General features: G+C 47.7%; 31 protein-coding genes and 1 pseudogene. 3 read left to right on the top strand and 29 right to left on the bottom strand.

The annotated features are described in order from the left end of the window. Positions 1-2: 2 nt before the first annotated feature. The 5 genes from atpH to yneA all read right to left on the bottom strand — a co-directional run bounded on the left by atpH (position 3) and on the right by yneA (position 2,831). Positions 3-518 carry an ATP synthase F1 subunit delta gene (atpH, locus tag DWX59_RS13565; RefSeq protein WP_117559771.1) on the bottom strand — a complete coding sequence of 172 codons (516 nt, stop codon included), beginning with the start codon at positions 516-518 and terminating at the stop codon, positions 3-5. Then, complete coding sequence (gene atpF, locus DWX59_RS13560; RefSeq protein WP_117559770.1) at positions 511-1,002, bottom strand: F0F1 ATP synthase subunit B; 492 nt, start codon at positions 1,000-1,002, stop codon at positions 511-513. The genes atpH and atpF overlap by 8 nt, the downstream gene beginning before the upstream one ends. Before the next feature lie 24 nt (positions 1,003-1,026). After that, a complete protein-coding gene (gene atpE, locus DWX59_RS13555) occupies positions 1,027-1,251 on the bottom strand; it encodes an ATP synthase F0 subunit C (RefSeq protein WP_008725639.1) in 225 nt (74 codons plus the stop codon). Positions 1,252-1,299: 48 nt separating this feature from the next. Then, positions 1,300-1,989 carry a F0F1 ATP synthase subunit A gene (locus DWX59_RS13550; RefSeq protein ID WP_117559769.1) on the bottom strand — a complete coding sequence of 230 codons (690 nt, stop codon included), beginning with the start codon at positions 1,987-1,989 and terminating at the stop codon, positions 1,300-1,302. Between the two features lie 545 nt (positions 1,990-2,534). After that, positions 2,535-2,831, bottom strand: a complete 297-nt coding sequence (gene yneA, locus DWX59_RS13545) for a cell division suppressor protein YneA (RefSeq protein ID WP_117559768.1) — start codon at positions 2,829-2,831, stop codon at positions 2,535-2,537. Between the two features lie 182 nt (positions 2,832-3,013). On the opposite strand from yneA, the gene lexA reads away from it, so the two are divergent. Then, on the top strand, positions 3,014-3,628 hold the full coding sequence (lexA, locus tag DWX59_RS13540) for a transcriptional repressor LexA (protein WP_117559767.1): 615 nt from the start codon (positions 3,014-3,016) through the stop codon (positions 3,626-3,628). A gap of 540 nt (positions 3,629-4,168) precedes the next feature. Here lexA and rsfS read toward each other — a convergent pair. The 14 genes from rsfS to DWX59_RS13470 all read right to left on the bottom strand — a co-directional run bounded on the left by rsfS (position 4,169) and on the right by DWX59_RS13470 (position 15,925). Beyond that, complete coding sequence (gene rsfS, locus DWX59_RS13535; protein ID WP_117559766.1) at positions 4,169-4,519, bottom strand: ribosome silencing factor; 351 nt, start codon at positions 4,517-4,519, stop codon at positions 4,169-4,171. Next, positions 4,497-5,108: a bis(5'-nucleosyl)-tetraphosphatase (symmetrical) YqeK gene (gene yqeK, locus DWX59_RS13530; RefSeq protein ID WP_117560043.1), complete on the bottom strand. Its 612-nt coding sequence runs from the start codon at positions 5,106-5,108 to the stop codon at positions 4,497-4,499. The genes rsfS and yqeK overlap by 23 nt, the downstream gene beginning before the upstream one ends. 31 nt (positions 5,109-5,139) lie before the next feature. Continuing rightward, entirely contained in the window at positions 5,140-5,757 is a 618-nt protein-coding gene (nadD, locus tag DWX59_RS13525) for a nicotinate-nucleotide adenylyltransferase (protein WP_117559765.1), read from the bottom strand. A gap of 15 nt (positions 5,758-5,772) precedes the next feature. After that, positions 5,773-6,072, bottom strand: coding sequence for a ribosome assembly RNA-binding protein YhbY (gene yhbY / locus DWX59_RS13520; RefSeq protein ID WP_007864524.1), 300 nt, complete (start codon positions 6,070-6,072; stop codon positions 5,773-5,775). 11 nt (positions 6,073-6,083) lie between these two features. Next, the gene (gene obgE, locus DWX59_RS13515; RefSeq protein ID WP_117559764.1) at positions 6,084-7,373 is read right to left on the bottom strand and encodes a GTPase ObgE; all 1,290 of its coding nucleotides are present in this window, start codon (positions 7,371-7,373) and stop codon (positions 6,084-6,086) included. Positions 7,374-7,462: 89 nt separating this feature from the next. After that, positions 7,463-7,753 carry a 50S ribosomal protein L27 gene (gene rpmA, locus DWX59_RS13510; RefSeq protein WP_117559763.1) on the bottom strand — a complete coding sequence of 97 codons (291 nt, stop codon included), beginning with the start codon at positions 7,751-7,753 and terminating at the stop codon, positions 7,463-7,465. 3 nt (positions 7,754-7,756) lie between these two features. Next, positions 7,757-8,098 carry a ribosomal-processing cysteine protease Prp gene (locus tag DWX59_RS13505; RefSeq protein ID WP_117559762.1) on the bottom strand — a complete coding sequence of 114 codons (342 nt, stop codon included), beginning with the start codon at positions 8,096-8,098 and terminating at the stop codon, positions 7,757-7,759. An 11-nt stretch (positions 8,099-8,109) separates the two neighbouring features. Then, complete coding sequence (rplU, locus tag DWX59_RS13500; RefSeq protein WP_007864499.1) at positions 8,110-8,418, bottom strand: 50S ribosomal protein L21; 309 nt, start codon at positions 8,416-8,418, stop codon at positions 8,110-8,112. A gap of 225 nt (positions 8,419-8,643) precedes the next feature. Next, positions 8,644-10,083, bottom strand: a complete 1,440-nt coding sequence (locus DWX59_RS13495) for a TrkH family potassium uptake protein (protein WP_117559761.1) — start codon at positions 10,081-10,083, stop codon at positions 8,644-8,646. A gap of 13 nt (positions 10,084-10,096) precedes the next feature. Then, positions 10,097-11,452 carry a Trk system potassium transporter TrkA gene (gene trkA, locus DWX59_RS13490; protein ID WP_117559760.1) on the bottom strand — a complete coding sequence of 452 codons (1,356 nt, stop codon included), beginning with the start codon at positions 11,450-11,452 and terminating at the stop codon, positions 10,097-10,099. A gap of 39 nt (positions 11,453-11,491) precedes the next feature. Further along, complete coding sequence (locus DWX59_RS13485; protein ID WP_117559759.1) at positions 11,492-12,673, bottom strand: ribonuclease E/G; 1,182 nt, start codon at positions 12,671-12,673, stop codon at positions 11,492-11,494. After that, positions 12,673-13,485 (bottom strand): TIGR03936 family radical SAM-associated protein, encoded by an 813-nt coding sequence (locus DWX59_RS13480; RefSeq protein WP_117559758.1) that lies wholly within the window; start codon positions 13,483-13,485, stop codon positions 12,673-12,675. Before DWX59_RS13480 ends, DWX59_RS13485 begins: the two co-directional genes overlap by 1 nt. 3 nt (positions 13,486-13,488) lie before the next feature. Further along, the gene (locus tag DWX59_RS13475) at positions 13,489-15,357 is read right to left on the bottom strand and encodes a TIGR03960 family B12-binding radical SAM protein (protein ID WP_117559757.1); all 1,869 of its coding nucleotides are present in this window, start codon (positions 15,355-15,357) and stop codon (positions 13,489-13,491) included. Between the two features lie 355 nt (positions 15,358-15,712). Then, positions 15,713-15,925, bottom strand: coding sequence for a LysE family transporter (locus DWX59_RS13470; protein ID WP_319638800.1), 213 nt, complete (start codon positions 15,923-15,925; stop codon positions 15,713-15,715). A 40-nt stretch (positions 15,926-15,965) separates the two neighbouring features. Here DWX59_RS13470 and DWX59_RS13465 point away from each other — a divergent pair. After that, positions 15,966-16,383 (top strand): annotated as a pseudogene (locus tag DWX59_RS13465) (helix-turn-helix domain-containing protein). A gap of 100 nt (positions 16,384-16,483) precedes the next feature. Here DWX59_RS13465 and DWX59_RS13460 read toward each other — a convergent pair. After that, positions 16,484-17,473 (bottom strand): effector binding domain-containing protein, encoded by a 990-nt coding sequence (locus tag DWX59_RS13460; protein WP_117560041.1) that lies wholly within the window; start codon positions 17,471-17,473, stop codon positions 16,484-16,486. A gap of 172 nt (positions 17,474-17,645) precedes the next feature. On the opposite strand from DWX59_RS13460, the gene DWX59_RS13455 reads away from it, so the two are divergent. Further along, on the top strand, positions 17,646-18,275 hold the full coding sequence (locus tag DWX59_RS13455; RefSeq protein ID WP_117559756.1) for a TetR/AcrR family transcriptional regulator: 630 nt from the start codon (positions 17,646-17,648) through the stop codon (positions 18,273-18,275). Positions 18,276-18,405: 130 nt separating this feature from the next. Here DWX59_RS13455 and DWX59_RS13450 read toward each other — a convergent pair whose 3' ends face one another. The 9 genes from DWX59_RS13450 to DWX59_RS13410 all read right to left on the bottom strand — a co-directional run bounded on the left by DWX59_RS13450 (position 18,406) and on the right by DWX59_RS13410 (position 23,888). Further along, a complete protein-coding gene (locus tag DWX59_RS13450; RefSeq protein WP_117559755.1) occupies positions 18,406-19,041 on the bottom strand; it encodes a GNAT family N-acetyltransferase in 636 nt (211 codons plus the stop codon). A gap of 70 nt (positions 19,042-19,111) precedes the next feature. Next, on the bottom strand, positions 19,112-19,606 hold the full coding sequence (locus DWX59_RS13445; RefSeq protein ID WP_117559754.1) for an NUDIX hydrolase: 495 nt from the start codon (positions 19,604-19,606) through the stop codon (positions 19,112-19,114). Further along, positions 19,581-20,282 carry a hypothetical protein gene (locus tag DWX59_RS13440; protein WP_147325812.1) on the bottom strand — a complete coding sequence of 234 codons (702 nt, stop codon included), beginning with the start codon at positions 20,280-20,282 and terminating at the stop codon, positions 19,581-19,583. Before DWX59_RS13440 ends, DWX59_RS13445 begins: the two co-directional genes overlap by 26 nt. Beyond that, positions 20,257-20,634 carry a hypothetical protein gene (locus DWX59_RS13435; protein WP_147325810.1) on the bottom strand — a complete coding sequence of 126 codons (378 nt, stop codon included), beginning with the start codon at positions 20,632-20,634 and terminating at the stop codon, positions 20,257-20,259. The genes DWX59_RS13440 and DWX59_RS13435 overlap by 26 nt, the downstream gene beginning before the upstream one ends. Before the next feature lie 190 nt (positions 20,635-20,824). Continuing rightward, positions 20,825-21,547, bottom strand: a complete 723-nt coding sequence (locus tag DWX59_RS13430) for a DNA alkylation repair protein (protein WP_117559751.1) — start codon at positions 21,545-21,547, stop codon at positions 20,825-20,827. Continuing rightward, the gene (locus DWX59_RS13425; RefSeq protein WP_117559750.1) at positions 21,516-22,385 is read right to left on the bottom strand and encodes a MerR family transcriptional regulator; all 870 of its coding nucleotides are present in this window, start codon (positions 22,383-22,385) and stop codon (positions 21,516-21,518) included. The genes DWX59_RS13430 and DWX59_RS13425 overlap by 32 nt, the downstream gene beginning before the upstream one ends. Positions 22,386-22,450: 65 nt before the next feature. Further along, positions 22,451-22,930, bottom strand: coding sequence for a hypothetical protein (locus DWX59_RS29295; RefSeq protein ID WP_227116127.1), 480 nt, complete (start codon positions 22,928-22,930; stop codon positions 22,451-22,453). Continuing rightward, positions 22,870-23,157 carry a hypothetical protein gene (locus DWX59_RS29290; protein WP_227116128.1) on the bottom strand — a complete coding sequence of 96 codons (288 nt, stop codon included), beginning with the start codon at positions 23,155-23,157 and terminating at the stop codon, positions 22,870-22,872. Before DWX59_RS29290 ends, DWX59_RS29295 begins: the two co-directional genes overlap by 61 nt. 164 nt (positions 23,158-23,321) lie before the next feature. Then, entirely contained in the window at positions 23,322-23,888 is a 567-nt protein-coding gene (locus tag DWX59_RS13410) for a hypothetical protein (RefSeq protein ID WP_117559749.1), read from the bottom strand. Positions 23,889-24,030: the final 142 nt, after the last annotated feature.

Here is a 24,030-nt window from a genome sequence, read left to right as displayed (position 1 = left end):
TCCTATCTTACCACAGCCCGGCGCAGCTTTGACAGCTGCCCCTTCAGGCTGTAATCATATTCTATATCCCCTGCCTTTAAGACGAATCCGCCTATCAGGTCAGGCTGCATCACCAGTTTAAGGGTGATATCCTTTTTATGGTATATCCTGCATAGGAACTGCTTCATTCCTGCAATCTGGGCCGCACCCGGCATGGTCACATAATGAAGTTCCGCCTCCATGATTCCCTCTTTCCCAAGGGAATATGACCGCCATGCATCTGCAATATCTTCCATCTGCCCGATGCACCCCGCATCGCAAGCCTTTTTTAAGAAGTTCACCATGAGTCCGGAAAATTCCGGTTCCCTGAATATCTTCCCCAGGATGGCATGCTTATTCTTAACCGGAACCACCGGGCTTTTTAAGGTCCTGACAAGCTGCGGGCTTTCCTTGAATATACTGACCGCACCCTCGACCATCTGTCCCGGGATTCCCAATTCATATAATACAATGGCATATGTCCTGGCCTTCTCAGTCATTACTGTCACCTGATCCTGCTAAAAATGAGTTATATAGGTTCCTGTCCCTGTCAGGCCCGGCCTGCTCGCTGAGGAGTTTGGCAGCAGCCGTCATGGCCAGCCCGGCAACACCGGCCTGAAGGTCACTCATGGCTTTCTCCCGCTCCAGCGCAATGGTCCTGTCTGCCTCTTCCATCTTCTTTGCAGCATCCTTCTTTGCCTGCTCAAGGATCCTGTTGTATTCCTCTCCGGCCCTTGCCCTGGCATCCTCTATGATTTTTGACGCTTCCTGATCCGCATTGCCCATGGATGCTTCATACTCTTCCTTTAGCTGCTCTGCCTGGGTCCTTGTATCCTTGGCATCATCCAGGTCACGTTCAATCATCTGCTTCCTTTCATCCAGTATCCTGCGCACCGGTGCAACAAGGAAGTGCTTCATGAATATGTAGAGCACCAGAAGGTTAATGACCGTACAGGCAATGTTCCAAATGTTTAGATTTAACATATTCAAACGCCTTCCCGCTAACAATTATTTTAAGAACAGAATGATTAAAAGACCGATTACAAATCCGTAAATGGCAGTTGCCTCGGCAAGCGCACATCCTAACAGCAGGGCTTTTGTGATCTTGCCGTCTGCCTCAGGCTGCCTTGCAATGGCATCCACTGCCTTGGATGTGGCCATGCCGATACCGATACCTGCACCAATACCTGTAAGAACTGCAACTCCTGCACCTATAGCGATTAAACTTGTCATAATAAAATTCTCCTTTTTCTCATAAAATTTTCATTCGGTTTGAAGCCATCAGTCTTCAATTGCCTCTTTTATATATAGTGACGTGAGGAATACAAATACATAAGCCTGTATTACCCCATCAAATATATCAAAGTAAAAACTAAACGGCAGAGGCACCACCAAAGGCACCAGATGCTTGATAAGCGCCATGACCACAATGGCCCCCAGCACATTGCCGAACAACCGCATACACAGCGACAGCGGCCTGATGAACAGTTCCAGCACATTGATAGGGGCTATGATGGGAATGGGCTCCGCAAAGCTTTTAATCCAGCCCTTGACGCCTTTCTTGCGTATTCCCGCTGTCTCCACAAGCACAATGCTCATAACAGCCAGGGATGCAGTCACATTCAAATCCTTAGTAGGCGACTTAAACCCAAACAGCCCAATCATATTGGCTATCCCGATGTAAAGCACCACTGTGATCAGGTATGGTATGTAATCCTTCCCATCCTTGCCCAGCAGTCCTTCGAAGAAGTCATAAATAAAGGATATGCCGCTTTCCAGCGCCGCCTGCTTATTGTTAATCTGTCTGACCTTCAGGCCATGGACCAGAAGCAGGGATGCCGCCATAAGGACCGCCATGATGATCCATGTGACCACGACCGACTCAAGTATGGGTATGCCGCCAAACAGCGGTATGGTAAACACCACATTGCAGTTAAGCTCCTCCATCAATGATCCTACTAAATCACTCATATCTTCCAACCCCCTTTCTCATCTCTTATGCATTGCCCTATTATAGTCACTGTATTTTATAATTTCAAATACATATTATTTATAAATTAATAATATTAAAGTTATGGAAATTAATATTCAACAAGAATACATTAAATTTCAACACATATTTGTGCTATTTTCAACTGCAGCCTGTTTCCTTCTTTATACAATTTTAACTTTCAATTGAAATTTTGTTATAAACGCACAAAAAACTCCAGAAAATTATATGCAAATGTAACCGCCCATCCCGGAAGGCCCGGCCGCATTGTATCATTCTATGAACCATCCTTGCCATTCAGACCTTAGGGTGTGTTTGAAAATTGCTTTCCGTCCGCCGTACGTCCCGCTTTGTGGGAGATTCGGGGCGTGTAGACGGCGGGAACGGATTGCCAAACACATCACAGGGAGACAAGAAAACAAAAATTCCCTGCAAGACATACATGTGCTCCTATGCACTTCTGTCCGCAGGGAATGACACAATCCCCATGATTACATGATTATATGATATAAAAAAGCATCACTATCTACTTATAATAAACAACGGTCAGGTACTGGCCCGCATGGATGGTATCTTTCTTAAGACTGTTCATCTGTCTGAGCTGGTCCACATATTCATGGGTGCTCATGGAACTTCCATCCTTATACTGATTGGCAAGCTCCCACAGACTGTCCCCTTCCTGTATCCGGACACTCTTATAGTATGGCGTGGCCGCACTTTCCTCTTTTGCCATGGAGGTAAACATAGTACGCCCCATGAAAATGGTGACAAATAACAGTACGGTAAAACAGGCAGCCACTAACTTAACCATTAACTTTCTCATATGCAACCTCCCCAAGGCGGTTCCGTTATGCGCGCAGTGCAGAACGTGTGTTCTTTTGTATGTATATAATATAGCACCAGAACACATGTTTGTCAATGGGTTTCCGGCAAAAAAGCGAACAAAGGTTTGCATTTTACCCGAACATATGTTACTATAAGAATAGAAAATGCAGGAGGTTGAATATGGCTCAGGATAAAATTACTTCTAAACAGCAGGAGATATTAGAATACATAAAAGAAACAATACTTAAGAAGGGGTATCCGCCCGCTGTACGTGAGATCTGCGAAGCAGTCCATTTAAAGTCCACATCTTCCGTGCACTCCCACCTCTCAGCACTGGAGGAGAAAGGCTTCATACGGCGCGACCCAACCAAACCAAGGACCATTGAGATCCTGGATGACACCTTCAATTTCAACCGCAGGGAGATGGTCAACATCCCTCTGATCGGTACGGTGGCTGCCGGGGAACCGATCCTGGCCGAGGAACGCATTGAAGACTATTTCCCATTCCCGGCAGAGATACTTCCCAACGCCGAGACCTTCATGCTAAAGGTAAAGGGGGAGAGCATGATCGGAGCCGGCATCCTGCCCGGTGACCAGGTCATCGTGGAACAGCGCCCCACCGCACTGAACGGTGAGATAGTGGTGGCAATGATAGATGACTCCGCTACCATAAAGCGTTTTTACAAAGAAAAAGGCCACTACCGCCTGCAGCCCGAGAACGAAGCCATGGACCCCATCATCACGGACCATGTGGAGATTCTGGGCAAAGTAATCGGTCTTATACGTATGATGTAATGATTCAGATTTAATAATTTATATTTTAAAAGAGGGCTGCATTCCTGCAACCCTCTTTCTCCTTTTTCAGCCCTATCGCGACTATCCTTCATAACAGCATATAACAAAAATAACAGCATATAACAAAAAAGCAGAATCCTGCATCCCCACAGCCATCTGCCTTCACTCAAGCCAAATCGTCCATGAACTATATGGAAACGGGATACAAAACCCATATCCCAGCTGCCGCCAATACACAGCAAGGGAAGAGGGAGGCTGAGGGAGGGCGCAGACCGTTGGGCCCTGGTGACATTTGGAGCGGTTCGGCCGGACTTAGGGGGCGGGATGCAAAAACAGAAGGCGGATTTGGAGCGCTCCACGCCCAAATCCGGCCGCCCATGGAGGGGCAGGCATCAAGCCTGCGCCGTAATTGGCGGCGAACCTTCTGTTTTTGCATCCTGCCCCCTTAGTCCGGCCCACCGCGGAAACCAGGAACCAGGGCCCAACGGTCTGCGCTCTCCCTCAGCCTCCCTCTTCCCTTGCGTCACTCCAACTTCTTAATTACAGTTCCTCAACATCCACAAACGTCTTCCCGTCCCTCCAGATCCGTTCCAGATCATAGAAGAGCCTGTCTTCCTTACAGAAGATATGGACAATCACATCCTTATAATCCATGAGAATCCAGTTTGCATTCTGGTAGCCCTCAATCTGTTTGCACTCACAGCCCTCTTTGCCCAGGATTTCTTCCACGTTATCCGCCATGGCCTGCACCTGGTTGGGGTTGCTTCCATGGGCAATGATGAAGTAATCAGCCAGGACCGATACGGACTGGATATCAATGATTTTAATATCCTCCCCCTTTTTATCGCTCAGGGCCTTATATGCCAGTTTAACCATTTCCTTTGAGTTCATTGCTGTCTCCTTTCAGCCTCTTAAAATATTCATATGCTTCTACGGTCATAGGATCAATGTTTCCGCCCTTTTTATCCAGATATTCCAGGGTTCCGGACAGGATGGCGTACATGGTGCCATCCAGGTCCTCAAATGCCATTTTCCGTATGATTGGAAGATTTTCCGCCTTATAACGCCTTGGCTCGATATAATCCGCTATATAGAGGATTTTGTCCAGGGTAGTCATATCAGTTTTACCGGTTGTATGGCAGCCAATGGCATCCAGGATTTCCTGGTCCCTTATCTGATACTTATGCTCTGCCAGCCAGGCGCCGTACTTTGCATGAAGCACCGGCAAGGCCTTTAACTCGTCCTCTGTCACTTCAATCCCGTGTTTCAGGCATTTCTTCAATATTATATCATCGGAATAACGTTTCCCACAATCATGCATCAGACCGGCCAGTTCCGCCTTATCCATATCATAACCATAGCGCATGGCCAGGTTCATACAGGTAAATGACACACTCAGTGAATGTTCATAGCGCATAGGGTCCAGTTTTGATTTGAGATTTTTCCTCAACATCATGACCTGGCTGCATTGTGTTTCCATATAATCCTCCTTACCCATCCTTATGCCTGCCTTACTGCACAGGATGGGTATACAATCCATGGGACCTGATGTATTCCTCCACCGGCTCCGGCACCAGACCGCTGATTGGGAGCCCCGCCGCCACCGCGGACCTGATTCCCTCAGATGACACATCCATCTGCGGACAGTGGATTGGGTAAATCACAGCGCCGTACTTATGGGAAAGGTAGGCAATCTGCTCCTCCATGGTCCTCTGTCTTTTTTTGTATGCCCTCCCGGCCACCAGAAGCACGGCCTGTCCCATTACCTGCTCCGGATGATACCAGTGTTCGATTTCATACAATGAATCAGCGCCTATTATAAAATAGAACCCGTCCTCACTGCGTTCCTCTTTCAGGAGTGTGAGGGTCTGGGCCGTATAGGTATTGCCCTCCCGCTCCATTTCAAAATCCGAATACAGAAAACAGGGGATATCCGCGATTGCCAGCATGACCATGTCCCGGCGCATCTTCCCCTCTGTAATCCTATGATCCTTTTTGTGGGGCGGTGTCCCGGAAGGCATGAACCAGATACGTTCCAGTCCGAATTCCTCATATGCCTGTTTTCCAAGTGCCAGATGACCGTTGTGTATGGGGTCAAATGTCCCGCCCAGAATTCCTATCCTTGCCATAGAAATCCCTCTCCCTTATTTTTCAGGCAGCACGATTTTACGTTTTGTCTCATCCTTTGCCGGACGGTAAAGGACAATCTTCCTGCCAATCACCTGCACAACCTGTGAATGGGTGCGCTCCGCCAATACCTCGGCAATGGACCTGCCATCGTCCAGACAGTTCTTAAGAACCGTGATTTTTATCAGCTCCCTGGCTTCCAGGGCTTCGTCCACTGCCTGTGTGATCTCAGGCGTAAGGCTGGATTTCCCAATCTGGAACACAGGAACAATGTTCATGGCCAGGCCTTTGAGATAGGCTCTCTGCTTACTCGTCATATTAACTCCTTTTACTTATAATAATCAAACTCCAGTCCATATATGCGGACCGTATCCCCTTCTTTGATACCTGCCTCTTCCAATTCCTTAAGGATTCCCGTGTTCTTTAGGAATTTCTGGAAGAAATCAAACCCTTTCTCAGAATCCAGATTGGTGTATCCCAGCATCTTCTCGATTCTCGGCCCTTCCACCACATAAAGCCCTTCTTTTTCCTTGGAAACAGTATAGGGAAGGTTCCAGTCGCCCTGGTACTCAATCTCGAATTCCTTTTCAAATACAATAGTTGTATCATCCACTGTCTTTAACAGGTCATTGACATGGTAAAGCAGTTCCTTTACCCCCTGCCTGCTGACAGCTGATATGGCAAATACCCGGATGCCCCTGGGTTCAAATTCAGCCCGCAGGGTATCCAATATATGATTGGAATCATCCTCTGAATACACGGCATCCATCTTGTTGGCGGCAATGACCTGGGGACGCTTTAACAGTTCCGGGTTATACGCCTCCAGTTCTTTGTTAATGGTCCGTATATCCTCCAGCGGGTCACGGCCTTCCACGGAAGCAGCGTCCACCACATGGACCAGCACCTTGGTGCGCTCAATGTGCTTAAGGAACGCATGTCCCAGACCCACGCCTTCGGATGCGCCCTCTATAAGGCCCGGTATATCAGCCATGACAAAACCGGCGCCGTCCCCCAGGTCTACCACGCCCAAATGGGGATTCAGGGTGGTAAAATGGTAATTTGCAATTTCAGGCTTTGCATTGCTCACAACAGACAACAGGGTGGACTTTCCAACATTGGGAAATCCTACCAGCCCCACATCCGCAATCACCTTAAGCTCTAACTGCACAAACAGTTCAGCCCCCGGCTGCCCTGGCTGGGCATATTTGGGTACCTGCATGGTCGATGTTGCAAAATGCATATTCCCAAGGCCGCCCTTGCCGCCCCGGAGAATCACCTCCCGCTGGTTATCCCCCGACATGTCGGCAATGACCTTGCCGGATTCGAAATCCTTAATCACAGTACCCTCAGGCACCTTTACGATCAGGTCCTCCGCGTCCGCTCCATGGCAGCGTTTCTTGCCGCCCTGTTCTCCGTCCTTGGCAATGTATTTGCGGATATGGCGGAAATCCACCAGCGTATTCTTACCTTTGTCCACCTGAAAAATAACATCTCCGCCACGTCCCCCGTCTCCTCCGTCAGGACCGCCGTTGGGGACGTAAAGTTCCCGCCTGAATGACACATGGCCGTCTCCGCCCTTGCCGGATTTAATAAATATTTTTGCACTATCGGCAAACATACATAGCACCTCCTGTGGTGTTGTCCCCAACAGGATATTCCTGTTGAAGAAAAAAGAGCCCCATACGCCAAGTATGGAGCCCTTCGAAATTATTCGTTGATTGCCCTTGGATATACAGAAACCTGCTTCCTGTCTCTGCCCTTCCTCTCAAACTTAACAACTCCGTCTACTAAAGCAAATAAGGTATCATCCTTACCCCTGCCCACGTTGTTGCCAGGATGGATATGGGTCCCGCGCTGCCTGTACAGGATGTTGCCTGCCAGTACGAACTGTCCGTCAGCCCTCTTGGCGCCAAGTCTCTGGGACTCAGAGTCTCTACCGTTCTTGGTAGAACCAACACCTTTCTTATGAGCGAATAATTGAAGGTTCATCTTTAACATGTGTTACACCTCCTTATACTTGACATTAATATATGATTTCCCGTAATCCTTCTCAATATTCCGTAATCCCAGAACAAGAGAATTCATAAGGAGCTGCGACTCAGGACTTATATCTGAAGTAAAGCGGAATTCAAACTGTACGTCCTCCTGTCCTGCCCTGCCTTCAAATTCATCTTCCGTAAATGTCTCCACCGAGTTAAAAAAGTTCAGGGATAATGCAGATACCGCGGCACAGATGATATCCTCACCTTCCTGCGCATAACCGGCATGTCCCTCCATCACGATTCCCCTGTAGATGACATTGCCTGAATCTGTGGAATCTTTTAATACGGTTGCTTTAATCATATCATTTACAATTAAGCGTTAATCTTGTCAATCTTAACCTGGGTATAAAGCTGTCTGTGGCCGTTCTTCTTATGATAGCCAGTTTTCCTCTTATACTTGTAAACGATAACTTTCTTAGCCTTACCTTCCTTCTCAACTGTTGCTGTAACAGTTGCTCCGGATACGGTTGGGCATCCAATCTGCAGCTCGCCGTTGTTAACAACCAGCACCTGGTCAAATGTTACGGTCTCGCCTGCGCCTGCGCCCAGTCTCTCTACCTTAATGACATCGCCTTCTGCTACCTTGTACTGCTTTCCGCCTGTTGCAATAATCGCGTACATGAAAGGCACCTCCTATAATCATTACTCGCCAGCTTCGGTGTTACTGCTTTTCTGCCATCGGACAAATGGGCAGTATCTTAGGACCTCGCTGTGCGGCATACTTGATTATAATAGCATTTCCATCTTCTGATGTCAACAGGAATTTCCACTATTTTTCAGCTATTTTATAGCTAGTTACATTTCACGATTACATGTAATCCCAAAATGCCGCCAATCCCCGCAATATCAGCTGCGCTTCCAGGTTCCCGGTGACAGAAGGACCAGCATGGGGAACAGCTCCAGCCTTCCCGCCAGCATATCAAAAATCAGGACGGTCTTGCTCAGGTAGGACATCATGGAATAGTTGGACGCCGGACCTACCACGGACATGCCCGGCCCGATGTTGTTCAAATTGGCAGCCACGGCTGAAAAGGACGTCATGAAATCAAAATTGTCCAGGCTGATGACCAGTGTGGAAACTGCAAATATCATGAAATAAACAATGATATAGGCATTAAGGGAACGCAGCGTATTGTGTTCCAGGGGCTTTCCTTCATATTTCAGCACCTTTATGCTGCGCGGATGGATGACGGATGCCATTTCCTTTTTTATTTCCTTAAAAGCAATCATGATACGGGATACCTTCATGCCGCCGCCCGTACTTCCGGCACAGGCGCCGATGAACATGATAAGCAGCAGTATGCTCTTGGAAAATTCCGGCCACACATTATAGTCAATGGTGGAATATCCCGTGGTGGTGATGATTGAGGAGACCTGGAAGGCCGCCTGGTGGAAGGCCATGAACAGGCTTGGGAAAAGGGAGCGGATATTAATGGTGATAAGAAGGATGGCAATCACCACAATGGCCAGATATCCTCTCAGTTCCTCACACCGGAACGCATCCTTGGGTTTACGTATGAGCATGAGATAATACACGTTAAAGTTCACGCCGAACAGCAGCATGAATACGGTAATGACCCCCTGCTGGTACACGGTATAATCGGCCTGGCCTGAATTACGGCAGGCAAAGCCTCCTGTACCGGCAGCGCCAAAGCTCATGCAGATGCTGTCAAACAGAGGCATTTTCCCAATCAGGAGCAGGATCATCATCACAATCGTCATGCAGAAATAAATGGTGTACAGAAGCTTTGCCGTAATCCTTATCTTTGGCACCAGCTTTCCCACAGAAGGACCCGGGCTCTCCGCACGCATGATATGCATGTTGTAATCGCCTGCCATGGGAAGGATGGCAAGGATGAATACCAGGATTCCCATGCCTCCGATCCAGTGGGAGAAGCTTCTCCACATCAGGGATGCCTTGGACAGATCCTCCACCTTGGGGATGATACTGGACCCGGTGGTGGTAAAGCCGGAGACAATCTCAAACATGGCGTCGATGATATGCGGTATCTCCCCGCTGATGACAAATGGCATACAGCCAAAAAAGCTCAATACAATCCAGCCCAGGGATACGGTCACAAACCCTTCCCTTGCAAAGAACATCTTTGTCTTTGGTTTTTTCCTGGTACAGGCAACGCCTAACAGTCCGCAGACAACCGCCACCCCCAGATAGATAAAACCTATGTTTTCCTTATAAACAGCAGCTGTCAGGACAGGCAGCATCATAAACAGGGCCTCAATATTCATGATCCAGCCCAGCATATATATAATAATATTCCGATTCATTTCCAGCCCGCCTTTACTTCAGGATATCCTTTAAATCGTTAAGCCCTGTGTGTGTGGTTACAATGATGACCGTATCCCCCACCTGGATGGTGTCCTTGCCCCGGGGCGTGATGAATTTACCGTTCCGGTTGATGCATGCAACCAGAAGATTGTCCTTGGTCCTCAGATTCTCCAGCGCAATCCCCACAACCGGTGATGTCTCCCTTACCCTGAACTCCAGGGCCTCGGCCTTGTCCGCAACGATTTTGTATAAGGTCTCAATATTGCTTCCCATTGAATTCTGCATGGCGCGCACATATTGAAGTATGATGTCCGCAGTAAGCATCTTGGGATAAATCACACTTCCCAGGTTCAGGGAATTAATGACATTCTCAAAGGCAATCTTGTTTACTTTCGTAATCAGCTTGGCCTTTGACTGGCTGGCCGCGTACAGGGAAAGCATGATATTCTCCTCGTCAAAGCCGGTCAGGGATGCAAATGCCTCGGTCTGGCGGATGCCCTCCTCCAGAAGGAGCTGCTGGTCAGAACCATCGCCGTGGATGATCATGGCCTCAGGAAGCAGTTCGCTGAGCAGCCTGCACCGCTCCTCATCCCGTTCAATGATCTTCATCTTTATCTTGGCCCCGGCCAGCGCCTTTGCAAGATAGACGGTCAGCCTTCCTCCGCCCACAAACATGGCGGTGTTAACCGTATTATTCTCAATCCCCGCCTTGTGAAAGAACTCAGCCGAATCAGCGTGGGGCGCAATGAATGAGATTTTATCCCCGCCCAGCATCACGAAATTACCGTCCGGTATCACCACCTCGCTGCCCCGCTCCACAGCACAGATCAGCACATTGCTCTTTAACCGGCTGACCACCTCCATTATTTTCATCCTGTCCAGGATGGACCCCTGGGGAATCTGGAATTTCAGCAGTTCGATCCTGCCCTTGGCAAAGGGCTCAATCTTGATTGCGCTTGGAAAACGCAGCAGCCTGGCGATTTCCCTGGCAGCAGCCAGTTCCGGGTTAATGGCCAGGGACAGGTTCAGCTCCTCGCGTATATAACTGATTTCAGCCGAATACTCAGGGTTGCGGATACGGGCAATGGTATGGCAGTTTCCCGCCTTCTTGGCAATCAGGCAGCAAAGCATGTTCAGTTCGTCCGAGTTGGTGGTTGCTATCAGAAGGTCTGCCTCTTTAATCCCGGCCTCCATCTGTACCTGATACACGGCGCCATTTCCCGTGACACACATGACATCGATGCTGTCGGCCACTGCCTGCAGCGCTTCAGCATCTGAATCAATCAGCGTAATATCATGCTGTTCCCTGTTCAGCTGTTCAGCCAGGGTGGTTCCCACCTTGCCGCATCCAACGATTATAATTTTCATCTTCCTACCCCTTTTGCTCCTTTGTGTGATATTTTATGTTTAAATCTGTTCGTAAAGCGGCTTCCTCACTTTTTTCCTGGTAACCTCAACCAGGTTGAGCCTGGTCATATCAACCACCGTGGTCTTGACCGGGTCTTTTGAAACAACTTCTCCCAGATGGCGCATCAGCATATCCCTGTCCTCTTCCCGCTCCATGTCGATAAAATCAATGAGTATGATTCCAGACAGGTTCCGAAGCCTGAGCTGACGGCCGATTTCATCTGCAGCTTCCATATTGATCCTGCATATGGTTTCCTGCATCTTTTTTTTGCCTGAGTATTTGCCTGTATTCACATCAATGACAACCATGGCTTCCGTGGGCTCAATGACCAGATACCCTCCGGACTTCAGCCATACATGCTTGTTAAGGGCGTGCTCCAGGGCGGAATCCAGGCTGTAAAGCTTGGACAGGGGAAGCAGCTTATCCACATACAGGGTCAGCTTATCCGCGTCCTCTGACTGGTATTTCCCCAGATAATCCTTAAGTTCTTCATAATAGGAGGGTATGTCTGTCACGATTCCATCCAGGGTGCCGCTGTAGGAGTCCCTGATGGCCGCGATATATCCTGGCAGGTCCCTGTAAATACAGCTGTAGCAGGTACGGCAGGACGCTTCTTTTGTCAGTTTGAAATAAATCTCCTTCAGCTGCCTGTATTCCTGCAGGATTACCCCGTCCGCTACCCCGGCCCCGTTGGTACGCACGATAATGCCAAAGCCTCCCCCGTCTTCTGCCATGGCCTCATTTAACAGACTCCTGACCCTTGCCTTATATTGATTGTCTCCTATCTTATTGGAAAAGCCCACACCCGTCCTGCCAACGGTAAGCACACAGTACCTGCCGGTAAATGCAAGCTTTCCGGTCAGGACCGGCGCCTTTGTCTTTACCGCGTCCCGGCTTACCTGGACCACGATCTCATCCCCGGCTTTCAGCTTCCCGGAAGTGGGGGAGACAAACAGATGCTCCTTGTTTTCATCCAGGCTGTAGTAGCCTGTCCTGCCGCCGCCTATGTCCACAAAGGCAGCATTGATATTGCCAACCACCTTCTGGACCTTACCGATATATATGTCATTTAACAGGGAGGAGGAATCCTCCGGCTCCATCATAAGCTGGGTAATACGGCTGCCGGAAACAGCTGCCGTACATATCCTGTCATTTAATTTTGTTACAATCAGCCTGTCCATTACAATATTTCCTGCCCCAACTGTTCCAGTGATACAAACTCATGGCTGCCCGTTTCCTTCTGTGCATCAGAAGCCATGTCGGCATATACCTCTTCCCGCTGCACCAGAAAGGCGAAATCCGGCCGTTCCTGGCCCAGATGGGCATAATATGCATCCAGCACCAGGTCGGGCTTTATATTGGAGGAGCTGCCGGTGGATATTTTCATGAAAAGGGCCGGCCGGCCTTCTTCCCGGCCGGCTGTTTTTTCCGGCTGGGACGGGTCTTGTGCGGACAGCTCCTCCTGGCCCGGTTCCTCCCACCTGGCGGCGCGAAGCTCATATACCAGGGGTTTTATATCCAGCTCAGCCTGTCCCCGTTTGGTCTTCTTGGTAACAATGACCTGAGGCTGTCCATAGAACCCCACCAGGCCCTCAAACCACTCCTCCTGGGTCATCCCCTCCGGCTCATAGCCAGGGCGGAAGGCAACCCTGTAGTCGGCAGCAGCCACAATGGACATGGCATTGCCTGCCGTATCAGGCAACTCCCGGTAACTGACAATCTCAAACCCTTCCGACATGACCTGGTTCAGGCGCCGGACCATGGACCTGGAATCCTCTGTGCCCAGTACTTCTATGTCCACATATTCCCCATTGCTGGTAATCCCCACGCCCAGGGGGGCTGCAAATGACATGACCTGATGGGGGCTGAACCCGCCGCTGTAACAGATATCCACCCCTGAACGGCGGATGGCCTTCTGGAAATACCGCATCACATCCAGATGGCCGATAAATTTCATTGTACCGTGTTTTTTAAATTTAATCCGAATTTTCATATATTATCCCTTTACCATTTCATAACAGACACCGCTGCCAAATGATTTTGCCCCGCATCCGGAACACCGCTGCCTGCAGTTAGGCGTTACCTGTTCATTGACCGCACAATTCCACTCCCGTATCAGGAACTCCTTGGTCACTCCCGCATCAATGAAATCCCAGGGGAACACTTCGTCCAGGCTGCGCTGTCTGGTTGTATAGAAGTCCATATCCACTCCGCAGGTCTCAAAGGCCTTCATCCAGACATCATTGTTAAAATATTCTGACCAGGAATCATAGATGGCGCCCGAGCGGTAAGCCTCTTCAATCACAGCGCCCACACGCCTGTCGCCTCTGGCCAGCACGCCTTCCAGGACAGTCAGCTCCGCCTCATGCCAGTTGTACTTTAGGCTCTTGAAATTCTTCATTTCCCGGAACTTGCCGCGGACAATGTTCGCACGTTCAATAAACTCCTCCTTGGTGCACATCCTGGCCCACTGGAAGGGTGTGAACGGCTTGGGCACAAAGAAAGAGGAGCTGGCCACGATTTGCACCTTTCCGTTTCTCCGGTCCTTTGGTATCTCATAATACTCTTCTGCTATTTTCTCGGACAGCAGGGCAATTCCTTCCATGTCCTGTACGGTTTCCGTTGGAAGGCCCAGCATGAAATACAGCTTCACCCGGTTCCAGCCGGCCTCAAAGGCGTCCCTGGCCCCCTTAAGGATTACCTCCTCGGTCAGGCCCTTGTTGATTACATCCCTTAAGCGCTGCGAACCTGCCTCAGGCGCAAAGGTCAGGCTGCTCTTCTTAATATCCTGCACCTTACTCATGACATCCAGGGAAAACGCGTCAATCCTCAGGGATGGCAGGGAGATATTGACCCCCTTTCCCTTAAACTCATCAATCAGGAAATTCACCAGTCCTTCCAGCTGGCTGTAATCGCTGGAACTTAAGGAACTTAGGGATATTTCCTCATGCCCTGTGTTCTTTAGCATGTCATAGGCATAATGCTTCAGGTATTCCAGGCTGTGCTCCCTCAAGGGCCTGTACACATCCCCGGCCTGGCAGAACCGGCAGCCCCGGATGCAGCCCCTCTGTATCTCCAGGACCACCCTGTCCTGAGTCACCTTGATAAAAGGCACCAGCGGTTTTTCTATATAACCCACGTCATCCATATTGCTTACAACCTGTTTTGTCACCACCGGCATGGCATGGCTGTTATTGGGCCGGAAGCTTTCAATGGTCCCGTCTTCCTTGTAGGAAACATCATAAAATGCCGGCACATAGATACCGGGTATCTCTGCTGCCAGCTCCAGGAAACCGTGTCGGTTCCCGCCTCTTTTCTTATTTTCCTTGTACCGGTCCATCAACTCAAAATAAACGGTTTCCCCTTCGCCGATATAGAATATGTCAAAGAATTCAGCCAATGGCTCCGGATTGTAGGCGCATGGTCCTCCGCCTATTACGATGGGATGCTCCTCTGTCCTGTCACATGCGTGAAGGGGAATCTGGGACAGATCCAGTATCTGGAGCACGTTGGTGTAGCACATCTCATACTGCAGGGTGATTCCCAGGAAATCAAAATCCTTCACAGGATCCTGGGTCTCCAGGGTAAACAGCGGGATTTTCTTCTCCCTGAGTACGGGATCCAAATCCGTCCATGGGGAGTATACGCGTTCACAGTATATGTCCTCCCTCTGGTTGAACATGGAGTACAGGATCTGGATGCCCAGATGGGACATGCCGATTTCGTACACGTCCGGGAAGCACATGGCAAAACGGATATCTACCTTGGATGGGTCCTTTTTTACCATGTTGACCTCGCCCCCGATGTAGCGGGCGGGCTGTTGGATACTTAGTAATATTTCATCATTTAAAGCTGGTTTTCTCATGGTTTTTCCTTATTTTTCGTGCTGATTGCACCGTATTTTTTACTTGCAGCAAGGGACTCTGAAGCAAAAAGAGCCCGGATTCACGTCCTTATCTGCTTCTTGTTGCTCCTTTTTTATCCAAACCCTATAACGCAGGATAAAACAATATGCCACAATGCATAATTATAAGGCATTTCACGGTATTAAGCAACACTATTTGGCAGAACATCATCCGGACCGTAATAAAGTTTAAGGTGCACATCCATATTATCTCCATACTGTTCCTTCGTTAAAGGGAAGGATAATCCAAGCGCCTATCATGAACTGCCTGGAAATCATAGAGCACCTGATGCCGGAACAATCCGCAGGATTGGTTTTATTGAAATAATGCAATGGCACAATAAAAAATCTTTGGGTTGGCAAATTGCAATACCATACCCGAAAGAAAACTGGCCGCTTCGCCGCTGTCAGCTTCCGGGGCAACCGGACTTTTCCATACCTTCCACGCAAGATAAAGCATATAGGCAGCCCCAGATATCTGCATAATAATCTTCACTTTCGGGAGATTTTGGGAACCATTTTTAGCCACTCTCCTCTTTACAAATCATAATAGAAATGAAGTGAATTTCATGGATTCCATGAATATGATTGTTGCTAAGAATATTCGGAGACTACGGGAAGAAAGCAAACTTAGTATGGATGAGCTGTCAAAGTTAAGCGGTGTCAGCAAGAGCATGCTTGCTCAGATTGAGCGTGGGGAGGAAAATCCAACGATATCTACACTTTGGAAACTCTCAAATGGCATGAAGGTTCCTTTTGACGCCCTGACGGTCCGCCCGAAAAGTCCATATGAGAGATTGTAAATACATCAAATGTACAACCACTGCTTGAAGATGGAGGGAAGGTGAAAAACTACTCTATCTTTCCGGATAATAAAAACCGCAGATTTGCGGTCTACTATCTGGAATTAAGGCAGATAGCAATCATTCCTATAGGAATATCGGGAAGGAAACGGCTATTTTGCATATGATACTTTACAATCCCTAAATATGTTTGTTGTTATCCCGGAATTTTAGCAAGAAAGGGTTATATATAGGTTCTGTTCCCCCGCCCTCATGGCGTGGCATTGTACTCATTGCTTCATCCTCTACTTTATCATTTCCTTAATCGGCAGCAGCAGGTCAATCTGTGTATCTTCCATCTTTGCGCCATTATTCATAAGGTTGTAATAATTTAATATCTCCTCAAAGCACGGCCCATCGGCCTCTTCATATCTCCCGCTTTTACTGACCCACTCCTGGAGCAGACCCCAATCCTGAAAATTCCAGTCCCTCAGTACATGGGCGGCATACATCCCGCCGCTGAACGTTTTCTTTACCAGGGGCGGCGGGACTTCCATATCCTCAGGGATTGATACCCATGCTTCATATGCGGTTGGGGTTGCCCCAACTTCCACTCTTAAATCTGCCCTGGAACAGTCAAATCCCATCCCTCTGGCATCGGGTTTCATTTTCAGCAGCTCTGTTCCGTATACAAATTTCTCAATCATACCGGTTGCTTCCGGCCCCACGCCGTATTCGGCTTTTCCCGAAAAGCGGGCTGCTGCTACGGTCATTGGCGGAAGGTAAATAATCCGCACGTCTTTGTCCTCCAGCTTTTGCAGCGTCTCATTTGCTTTGTTAAGGTCTTCCATTGACGTTTCCTCCTGTAATATGTTTTTGGGAAAGGAAATGCTGTCCACAACCGCAAAAACCGAGCTGTCTCCAAGATAATCCAGCTGCAGATTAAGATTTGCTTTTTCCTGAAGTTCCCGGACAAGACGGCTGAGTATGGATTTAACCGTTGATAACGCTGTCATCTGCCCGTCAAGTTCCCGGATATTCTGCTCAAATACGTCAATAACCCCCAATGCGCTGCTATTGCCGAATATCTCCCGGATCTGCTTTACTGGTACCCGAAGCTTCCGCAGTATAATGATTTGGCGAAGCCTCCGTATTGCCTCTTCATCATAAACCCTGTAAGCGTAATCCTCCACGCGCCGGCTCCCTATCAAGCCTATCTGCTCATAATAGCGGAGCATACGGCTTGAAATACCTAGATTTTTTGATACTGTGCCGATTGTCTGCATTTGATCCATATTGTTCACACCTTCCTTTCGATTCAGTATAAAGCACGACACGGTGTCCGTGTCAAGAAAAATTTCCATGAAAAATAATTGCAGCTCTTTCTGAGTTCTCCTTGACAAGGATGGTCCTCTCTTTATATAATAAAGGAAGTGAACAATCGTTCACTCAGAAGGAGGCATAGGAATGTCTGATACAAAGGAAAAGATTATGATGACAGCACTCCGTTTGTTTGCCAAAGACGGCTATGAAGCTGTTTCTGTCAGCAGGATAGCCGGTGAACTGGGAATGACAAAAGGTGCACTGTACAAACATTACAAAAATAAACGGGATATTTTCGACAGTATTCTGAATCATGTATGCCGGCTGGATATGGAGCGTTCCAAAAAAACGGGGATGCCAGAGGATGATTTTGATAAAATGCCGCAGCCTTTCCGTAACACTACAGTTGAGAGCGTTATGGCTTATATGAAAGCCCAGTTTTCTTACTGGACGGAAGATGAAACCGCCTGCAATTTCCGCAGGATGCTGACCCTGGAACAGTATAGAAACCCTGAAATGGCAAATTTGTATCAAAAGGTTCTGGCCAGCGGGCCAGTCAACTATATTGAAGATCTGTTCCGGGAAATGATGCTGTCGGGAACCTGGCTGGAAGGCAGCCCCAGACAAATGGCGGTTGAGTTTTTTGCTCCGTTTTATTTATTATTGAGCATGTCGGACGCTGCATCAGGAAAAGAAGAAAAAGAAAAAGTGGCAGTTCTTTTTACAACGCACCTTGAATGTTTTGTTGAAACGTATGCTGCGAAGATGCCATGAACCCATCAAAGGATTGAAAATATCGGGTATCCGCAGCAACCGCAGCAGGAATATGCGGGGACCCGCCTAAAACTGCCGGTGCCGCAGCAAAATCCACACGCCCATCAGCGTTTAAATAGACCTGCTCCTATTACTCAATAAACGCATGGCTCATAATATAAAACTCTTCCTGGCTCGGCTGATGTTTCTTTTCCATTTTTTCTAAGGTATCATCATATTTCCGCGCTTCTTCCTCAGAGATTGCCATTACAGGGCTGTCATAATAGAACCATTTTCTGCCGTCCAATTGATTGGGAACCAGCTCCTTCACCATCATGGCAGCCGGATATTTCCCATTTTCCATACAGATATTCAATTTCCTGCTGCTTTTAAATCCACGGCCCACATAATTCATGGGACTTCCTAATATGACAATGACGTCATAGCCAAGCTGTACGGCCTGTTCAAAGGAATGCTCAAGCAGCATCTTTCCGTACCCCCTTCTCTGATGCTGAGGATCAATACTGACCGGGCCAAAGGTAAGGATTTCTTTTTCCGTTCCGGCTTCATCAACCAGCCGGGCTTTTGTATACATAATATTCCCGATGACCTGGCCGTCCAGTTCAATCACAAAGTCCAGTTCTGGTATGAAATCCTCATGTCCGCGCATGGTGTGGACCAGATAATGTTCCGCACACCCCGGGATATATAGATTATAAAATGCCTTTCTCGTAATCTCCTCAACAACCTTGTAATCGCGTTCTTCTTCATTCCGTATCGTTATCATATCAGCTGCTCCTTCATACCTCTTATTTTGGCTTGGTTTTCTTCTTAAAGAAAACGGTCGTTTATATTGTTCAAATAACTTCATTTACCACATTACCGATATCAAGCAATGGATGCAGTTCCCCGTTTTGGGCCATACGGATCAGCCCACGTTTTGTCACCCATTTTACATCTATAACTTCAGTTTCCTGAAGTATGATATCCGAAATATCAATATTTTCATGGAATGCCCACACATCGTATAAATCCTGAGTCTTCTCACGGCATGTTTGAGAAATCCTCCGTCCTTTTGCCGGATTCAATATTATCCCCAGTTCTTCTTTTACTTCCCGGACAGCGCCAATCAGGCTGTCTTCTCCTGCCAGGACGGAACCACCCGTACATTCCCAACAGAGAGGATACTGTTTATTTGGATGTCTTCGGGATAGGAGATACTCTCCACGGTCATTTTGTATCCATACACTTACAACCAGATGATAATATCCCTTGGGTATGGCCATTCCCCGTATCCACGTAAGTCCTGTTTTATTTCTATTTACATCATATAAATCCCATTTCTCTTTCATAGCGGACCTCTTTAGATTCAATTTTTCTCAGTCTCTGATAAAAACCCTTTTCAGTATGAATCATCCTTATGCTCTCAGAAATCAAACGCTGGTGTCCCTCCTTCATCCGCTTTTCAGCATTTTCAAGCCAGTTTTCTTCCACATATTCCTGGAATGGAACCAAGGTTTCCTCCCCCGCCTGTACAAAGGGATAAAAAAGCTCCACGGTTTTGTTTGCCAGAGAAATTTTTGCAACGAACTTTGTTTCTATTCTTTCCGATTCCGGCTCACCATTCATTTCCACGATATATCCATCTATGATATTCCTTGCTGCCTCTTTCTCCTCAGCTGTTTCCAGTTCATCCATGGCCTGCAGCATTCCTTTTATCAATGGGTCATCCTCTGGTTCCCTGATCCGCCTCCAGTCTGCCAGAAATGTCATTCTCCTGACTACATCCCCATCTTCTTTGCTTTCCCCTGTAACGACAACCTCGCAATTCTTCAGGTCATAACGGCCTCTTTGTGATGCCCGAATAATATCCGTTACCTGCTCTGCTATTTCCAAATCACAGTTATCAGCAAAATCATTATTTTTCGTACATCCCGTCAGGCATATGGCTGCTATGATTGAAATCATCCCAAGTCTGGTCCCTGATATTTTCAATTTAATTTCACTCCTTTTTATTCTTGTCCTCAAAAAATGGAGCTGGTGAAGGGGCTTCCCCAACAGGACTTATCATCTCTCTCTGATATACCCTCTTCCACTGCCAGATTCTCTTCATAAAATCATTTTCCAGAAAATCCGGGTCAAGTTCGCCAGATGAAAACATCTTCCAATAACAGCTAAGAAGATAACCATTGATTTCCTCTAATAACAGCTGTATATCAATGCCAGGCCGAATCAGGTCCATATCTGCCGGAATCAGTATATCATCTATTCCATGGATAAATGTGGCCCTGTCATTGTGCCGGAGTTCTTCTTTAATTTCAGGATTTTCCTCAAAAAACGCCCTCAATGTAAACAGGTATATTGCCGGGGCCTCCCTCATAAATAGACAGCCTGCCAGGACTCTTTGGCAAATAATTTCAAAAAAATCCGTGGTCTGGGCATGACACTTCATTACTTTCTCATGATAAAGACTGCCCGCATGCCCCCAAAATATGCCGCATTTATGATCTGTTCTTGCCTTTCCTTCGGAAGTGCAAAAAATTTCTCATTCATCCTAAACCTCCTGGTGTTTATTTCCTTACTATTTCCTTTCCCATCCTGGTATTTGCAGTAATCAGACGTCCGCGTCCCTCTGCCTTTATCATTGTTTCCAGCTCCCTCAACGCATCCTTTCCAATCCACCGCTGTACTTTATTTCCTTTTTCCACCCATTCATTCGCCAGTAAAAGGGCTTTTTCATTATAATGGAAATCCTTTTTCCCAATTTCCTTCAGTGCACTGGAGGCAGCTTTCTTCACATGCTCCCGCTCATCGTCCGCATACCGCATGATCAGCTCCAGATAACCGTCCATCCTGTCGTTTTCCAGTTTCTTATCATGTATCACAGAAGCTGCAATCAGTACAAATGCCGCCCTCTTTTTATAAAGCTGCGGTTCCTGCATCCATTCTGTAATAAAAGTATCCCTGCGCTTCATTTTCAGGAATAAATTTTTACACAAATGGTCGCATAAATCCCAGGACATCACATCACGAATCAGCCTCTCTGCTTCCACTTCTGTTGTTATCTTCGAATCCATCAGCAGAACAGCCAGCATCCTTGCCTCGTGGTATTTTGTATCCCACAGTTCAAATGCCAGTTCCTGCGATTTTCCGACTTTTTTTGCAAAGCTTCTTACCACGGACGTCGCTACACCGATACAGTTTCCAGCAGGTATCCCCATTCGGATTACATTCTCCCTATATTTCTCAGAAGCATTTGCCTTAAGTTCTTTTATGATTTCCTGACTGTCCATCTGTATCCTCCATTCTGTTTTCTTTTTGTACATTCTTGACCGGGATCTGGAGCTCGGTCAGATACTTTGCCGGGTCGTTTTCATTCCAGGGACCCCTGTGTACAATCTGGCGCACCAGGGCAGACATCTGATAACTGCTGTTCGTCTGCAGCCATCTGGCAAAAGCCAGATACGCTTCTTTGATATTTGAAAAATCCCCATATACCATGGTGCTGGCCATGGCCGGTACCGCCTCCGTCATGCGAAAACAAAACGGCCCTCTGCTTTCACCCGCTTTCTCTACAGGGGCGCATAATTCCATGTCAACATCCTGCTCCCGATATTCCGTATCATGATAAATGGTAAAGGTATTACCGGATATTTCTATCCCCTCTTTTCCTGCAAAAGCAGAAATCTCCTTCCATAAACCGCCCTCTGAGTAATAGTCCGGTACTGTCCTGCGCAGGGATAGTACCTGGCAGGCCGGTATGGATTTTATGGAAATATGGTAATGCATCTGGCTTTTACTTCCCTGTATCGCTTCTTTGGCAACCGCGATTTTCAGCAGCCTTTCCTGCTCTTTTTGTAAGGCCTGCTCAATCTCCAGACATTTTTTATCAAGAGCTGCCAGCAGCGCATGGTCATCCATTTCCAGCGCCAGGGCAATTTCAGAAACCTGAAAGCCGCTGTCACGCAGATACCGGATTCGGTCAAGCCGTGGTATCTGATTTGCCGAATACAGACGGTGTCCCGTCCACCTGTCAACCTCTGCCGGCTTTAGAAGCCCTGCTTCATCGTAATATCGCAGCATCCGGACAGATACCTGTGTCAATTTTGAAAATTCGCCAATCCGAAACATCCTCTATCACCACCTGCATATGATTATACCGGATGTTTTTTATACTTCAAGGCTTTTGGGGAACATCATCCAATGGACTTCCTGAGATAGTCTGCCGTAATGGTCTGTGCACGCTCTGACCTCTCCTGTGGAGTTCCTGTAAACACCACCTCACCACCCAGCGTTCCCCGGTCAGGTCCCCCTCTATTACCGCTACCGTTCCGTGGCCCACCAGAAATCCCATTCGGAAGGATATGGGCAATATCCTGAAAACCAATGTCCTCGACTGTCATGGTCAGACCCTCCTGGTTCTCTGCAGACTGCTCGTCTACTTTCATGAGGAAGAAACAGTGATAGGAATACAGATGTCCCGCATTGGGAAAATCAAGGACATTCAGGGTATCGTCTTCATCATTGCCTTCCATCTGTTCCCACAAAAGAGATAACTCCGTATCCCCATAACAAACAGACCCGTCATTCTTAATCCAGATACCGTCGGATGCCGTTACGGAAATATCATAGCCGTCCTTATCGCTGATCCAGAACCCATAAAAAGGAAAATCCATCTGGGAGAGGGCGCTTTCCTCTGCCTCCTGACCGCAACCGATACCCCATCAAAATAATACATCTGGAAAGCGCTTGTATCCGGGCTTGCCCCGGCAAGGATGTTGCCGCCTTTGCCATTACTGCTGCCGCCGTTTCTTATTCCATACAGGATTGCCGCCAGAATAAGCAGAGCAATAATTAAAACTGGTATATATGCTTTCCTCCAAAGCGTTTTATATGTTTTCACTGATGCTTCCCTTTCTGGTAATTTCCTTTCCCATCATTCTATTGACCCATTACTTCTATTATTTTTATATCTTCCGTGGAAAGAATGCAGAAATTATAAATGTTTCACTAGAAATGCCCTTTCCTGATAAGATTTCATCCTTCTCAAGAAAGGGCAGAAATGATTTACATCACCTTTGTGATACAAATCCGGGTTGCTTTCATGCCGCTGCCCGAAGGGCTTCCCCATACATGAACGAACTGACCTGATGCCAAGTCTGCCGCTGTTGCTGCTGATAGTTCGGACCTGGCCCCTCCATCGTAGATTGTTTGTATTGCGAACAGGGTATTTTCATCGTATGAAACGGAAATCCTGTTAAACTCCGAATCGTCCCCGCTGCCAGGTGATACCAGGATATCCCCTTCCAGGTTAGGAATGCTGCCTGCCCAATCTGCAGGTATTTCTTGTGCTTCTGGCTGTTCCTTCTGTGCGCTGTCTGTTACTTTGTCACTGCTTTCACTGGATTGCAGGCCCTCTGATTGGCTTCCAGGGCCGGTTACTATTGTTATGGCTTCCGGTCCCGAAGTCAAACCATCCTCTCCTGTATCATCCTCCGGGATTGATGCTCCCTGAACCGCCTGAGGTTCCTGAGCCTTTGCTGCTTCCTCCACCCTTCCACAGGCACATACTGCGAAGCTTATGATACACAGCATCCCTGTCAATAAAAACATCTTACCTGCTTTCCTATTCATACTGTTCTCCTCTCAGATAAAATTAAAAACCCTATTTTATCTTATATTGCCGATTATTTATATCAATTTTACCGAAAAAGTCTCTAAAAAGCCTCTAAAACTGGTTCTATACTGAATGTTGGGGTGTACTGAAAAGCACACT

Origin of the sequence: Enterocloster aldenensis, from assembly GCF_003434055.1 — a bacterium.
GTDB classification, from domain to species: Bacteria; Bacillota; Clostridia; order Lachnospirales; family Lachnospiraceae; genus Enterocloster; species Enterocloster aldenensis.
Note: the sequence above shows the minus strand (reverse complement) of the source record. Positions and strands in the feature narration are given on the sequence as shown.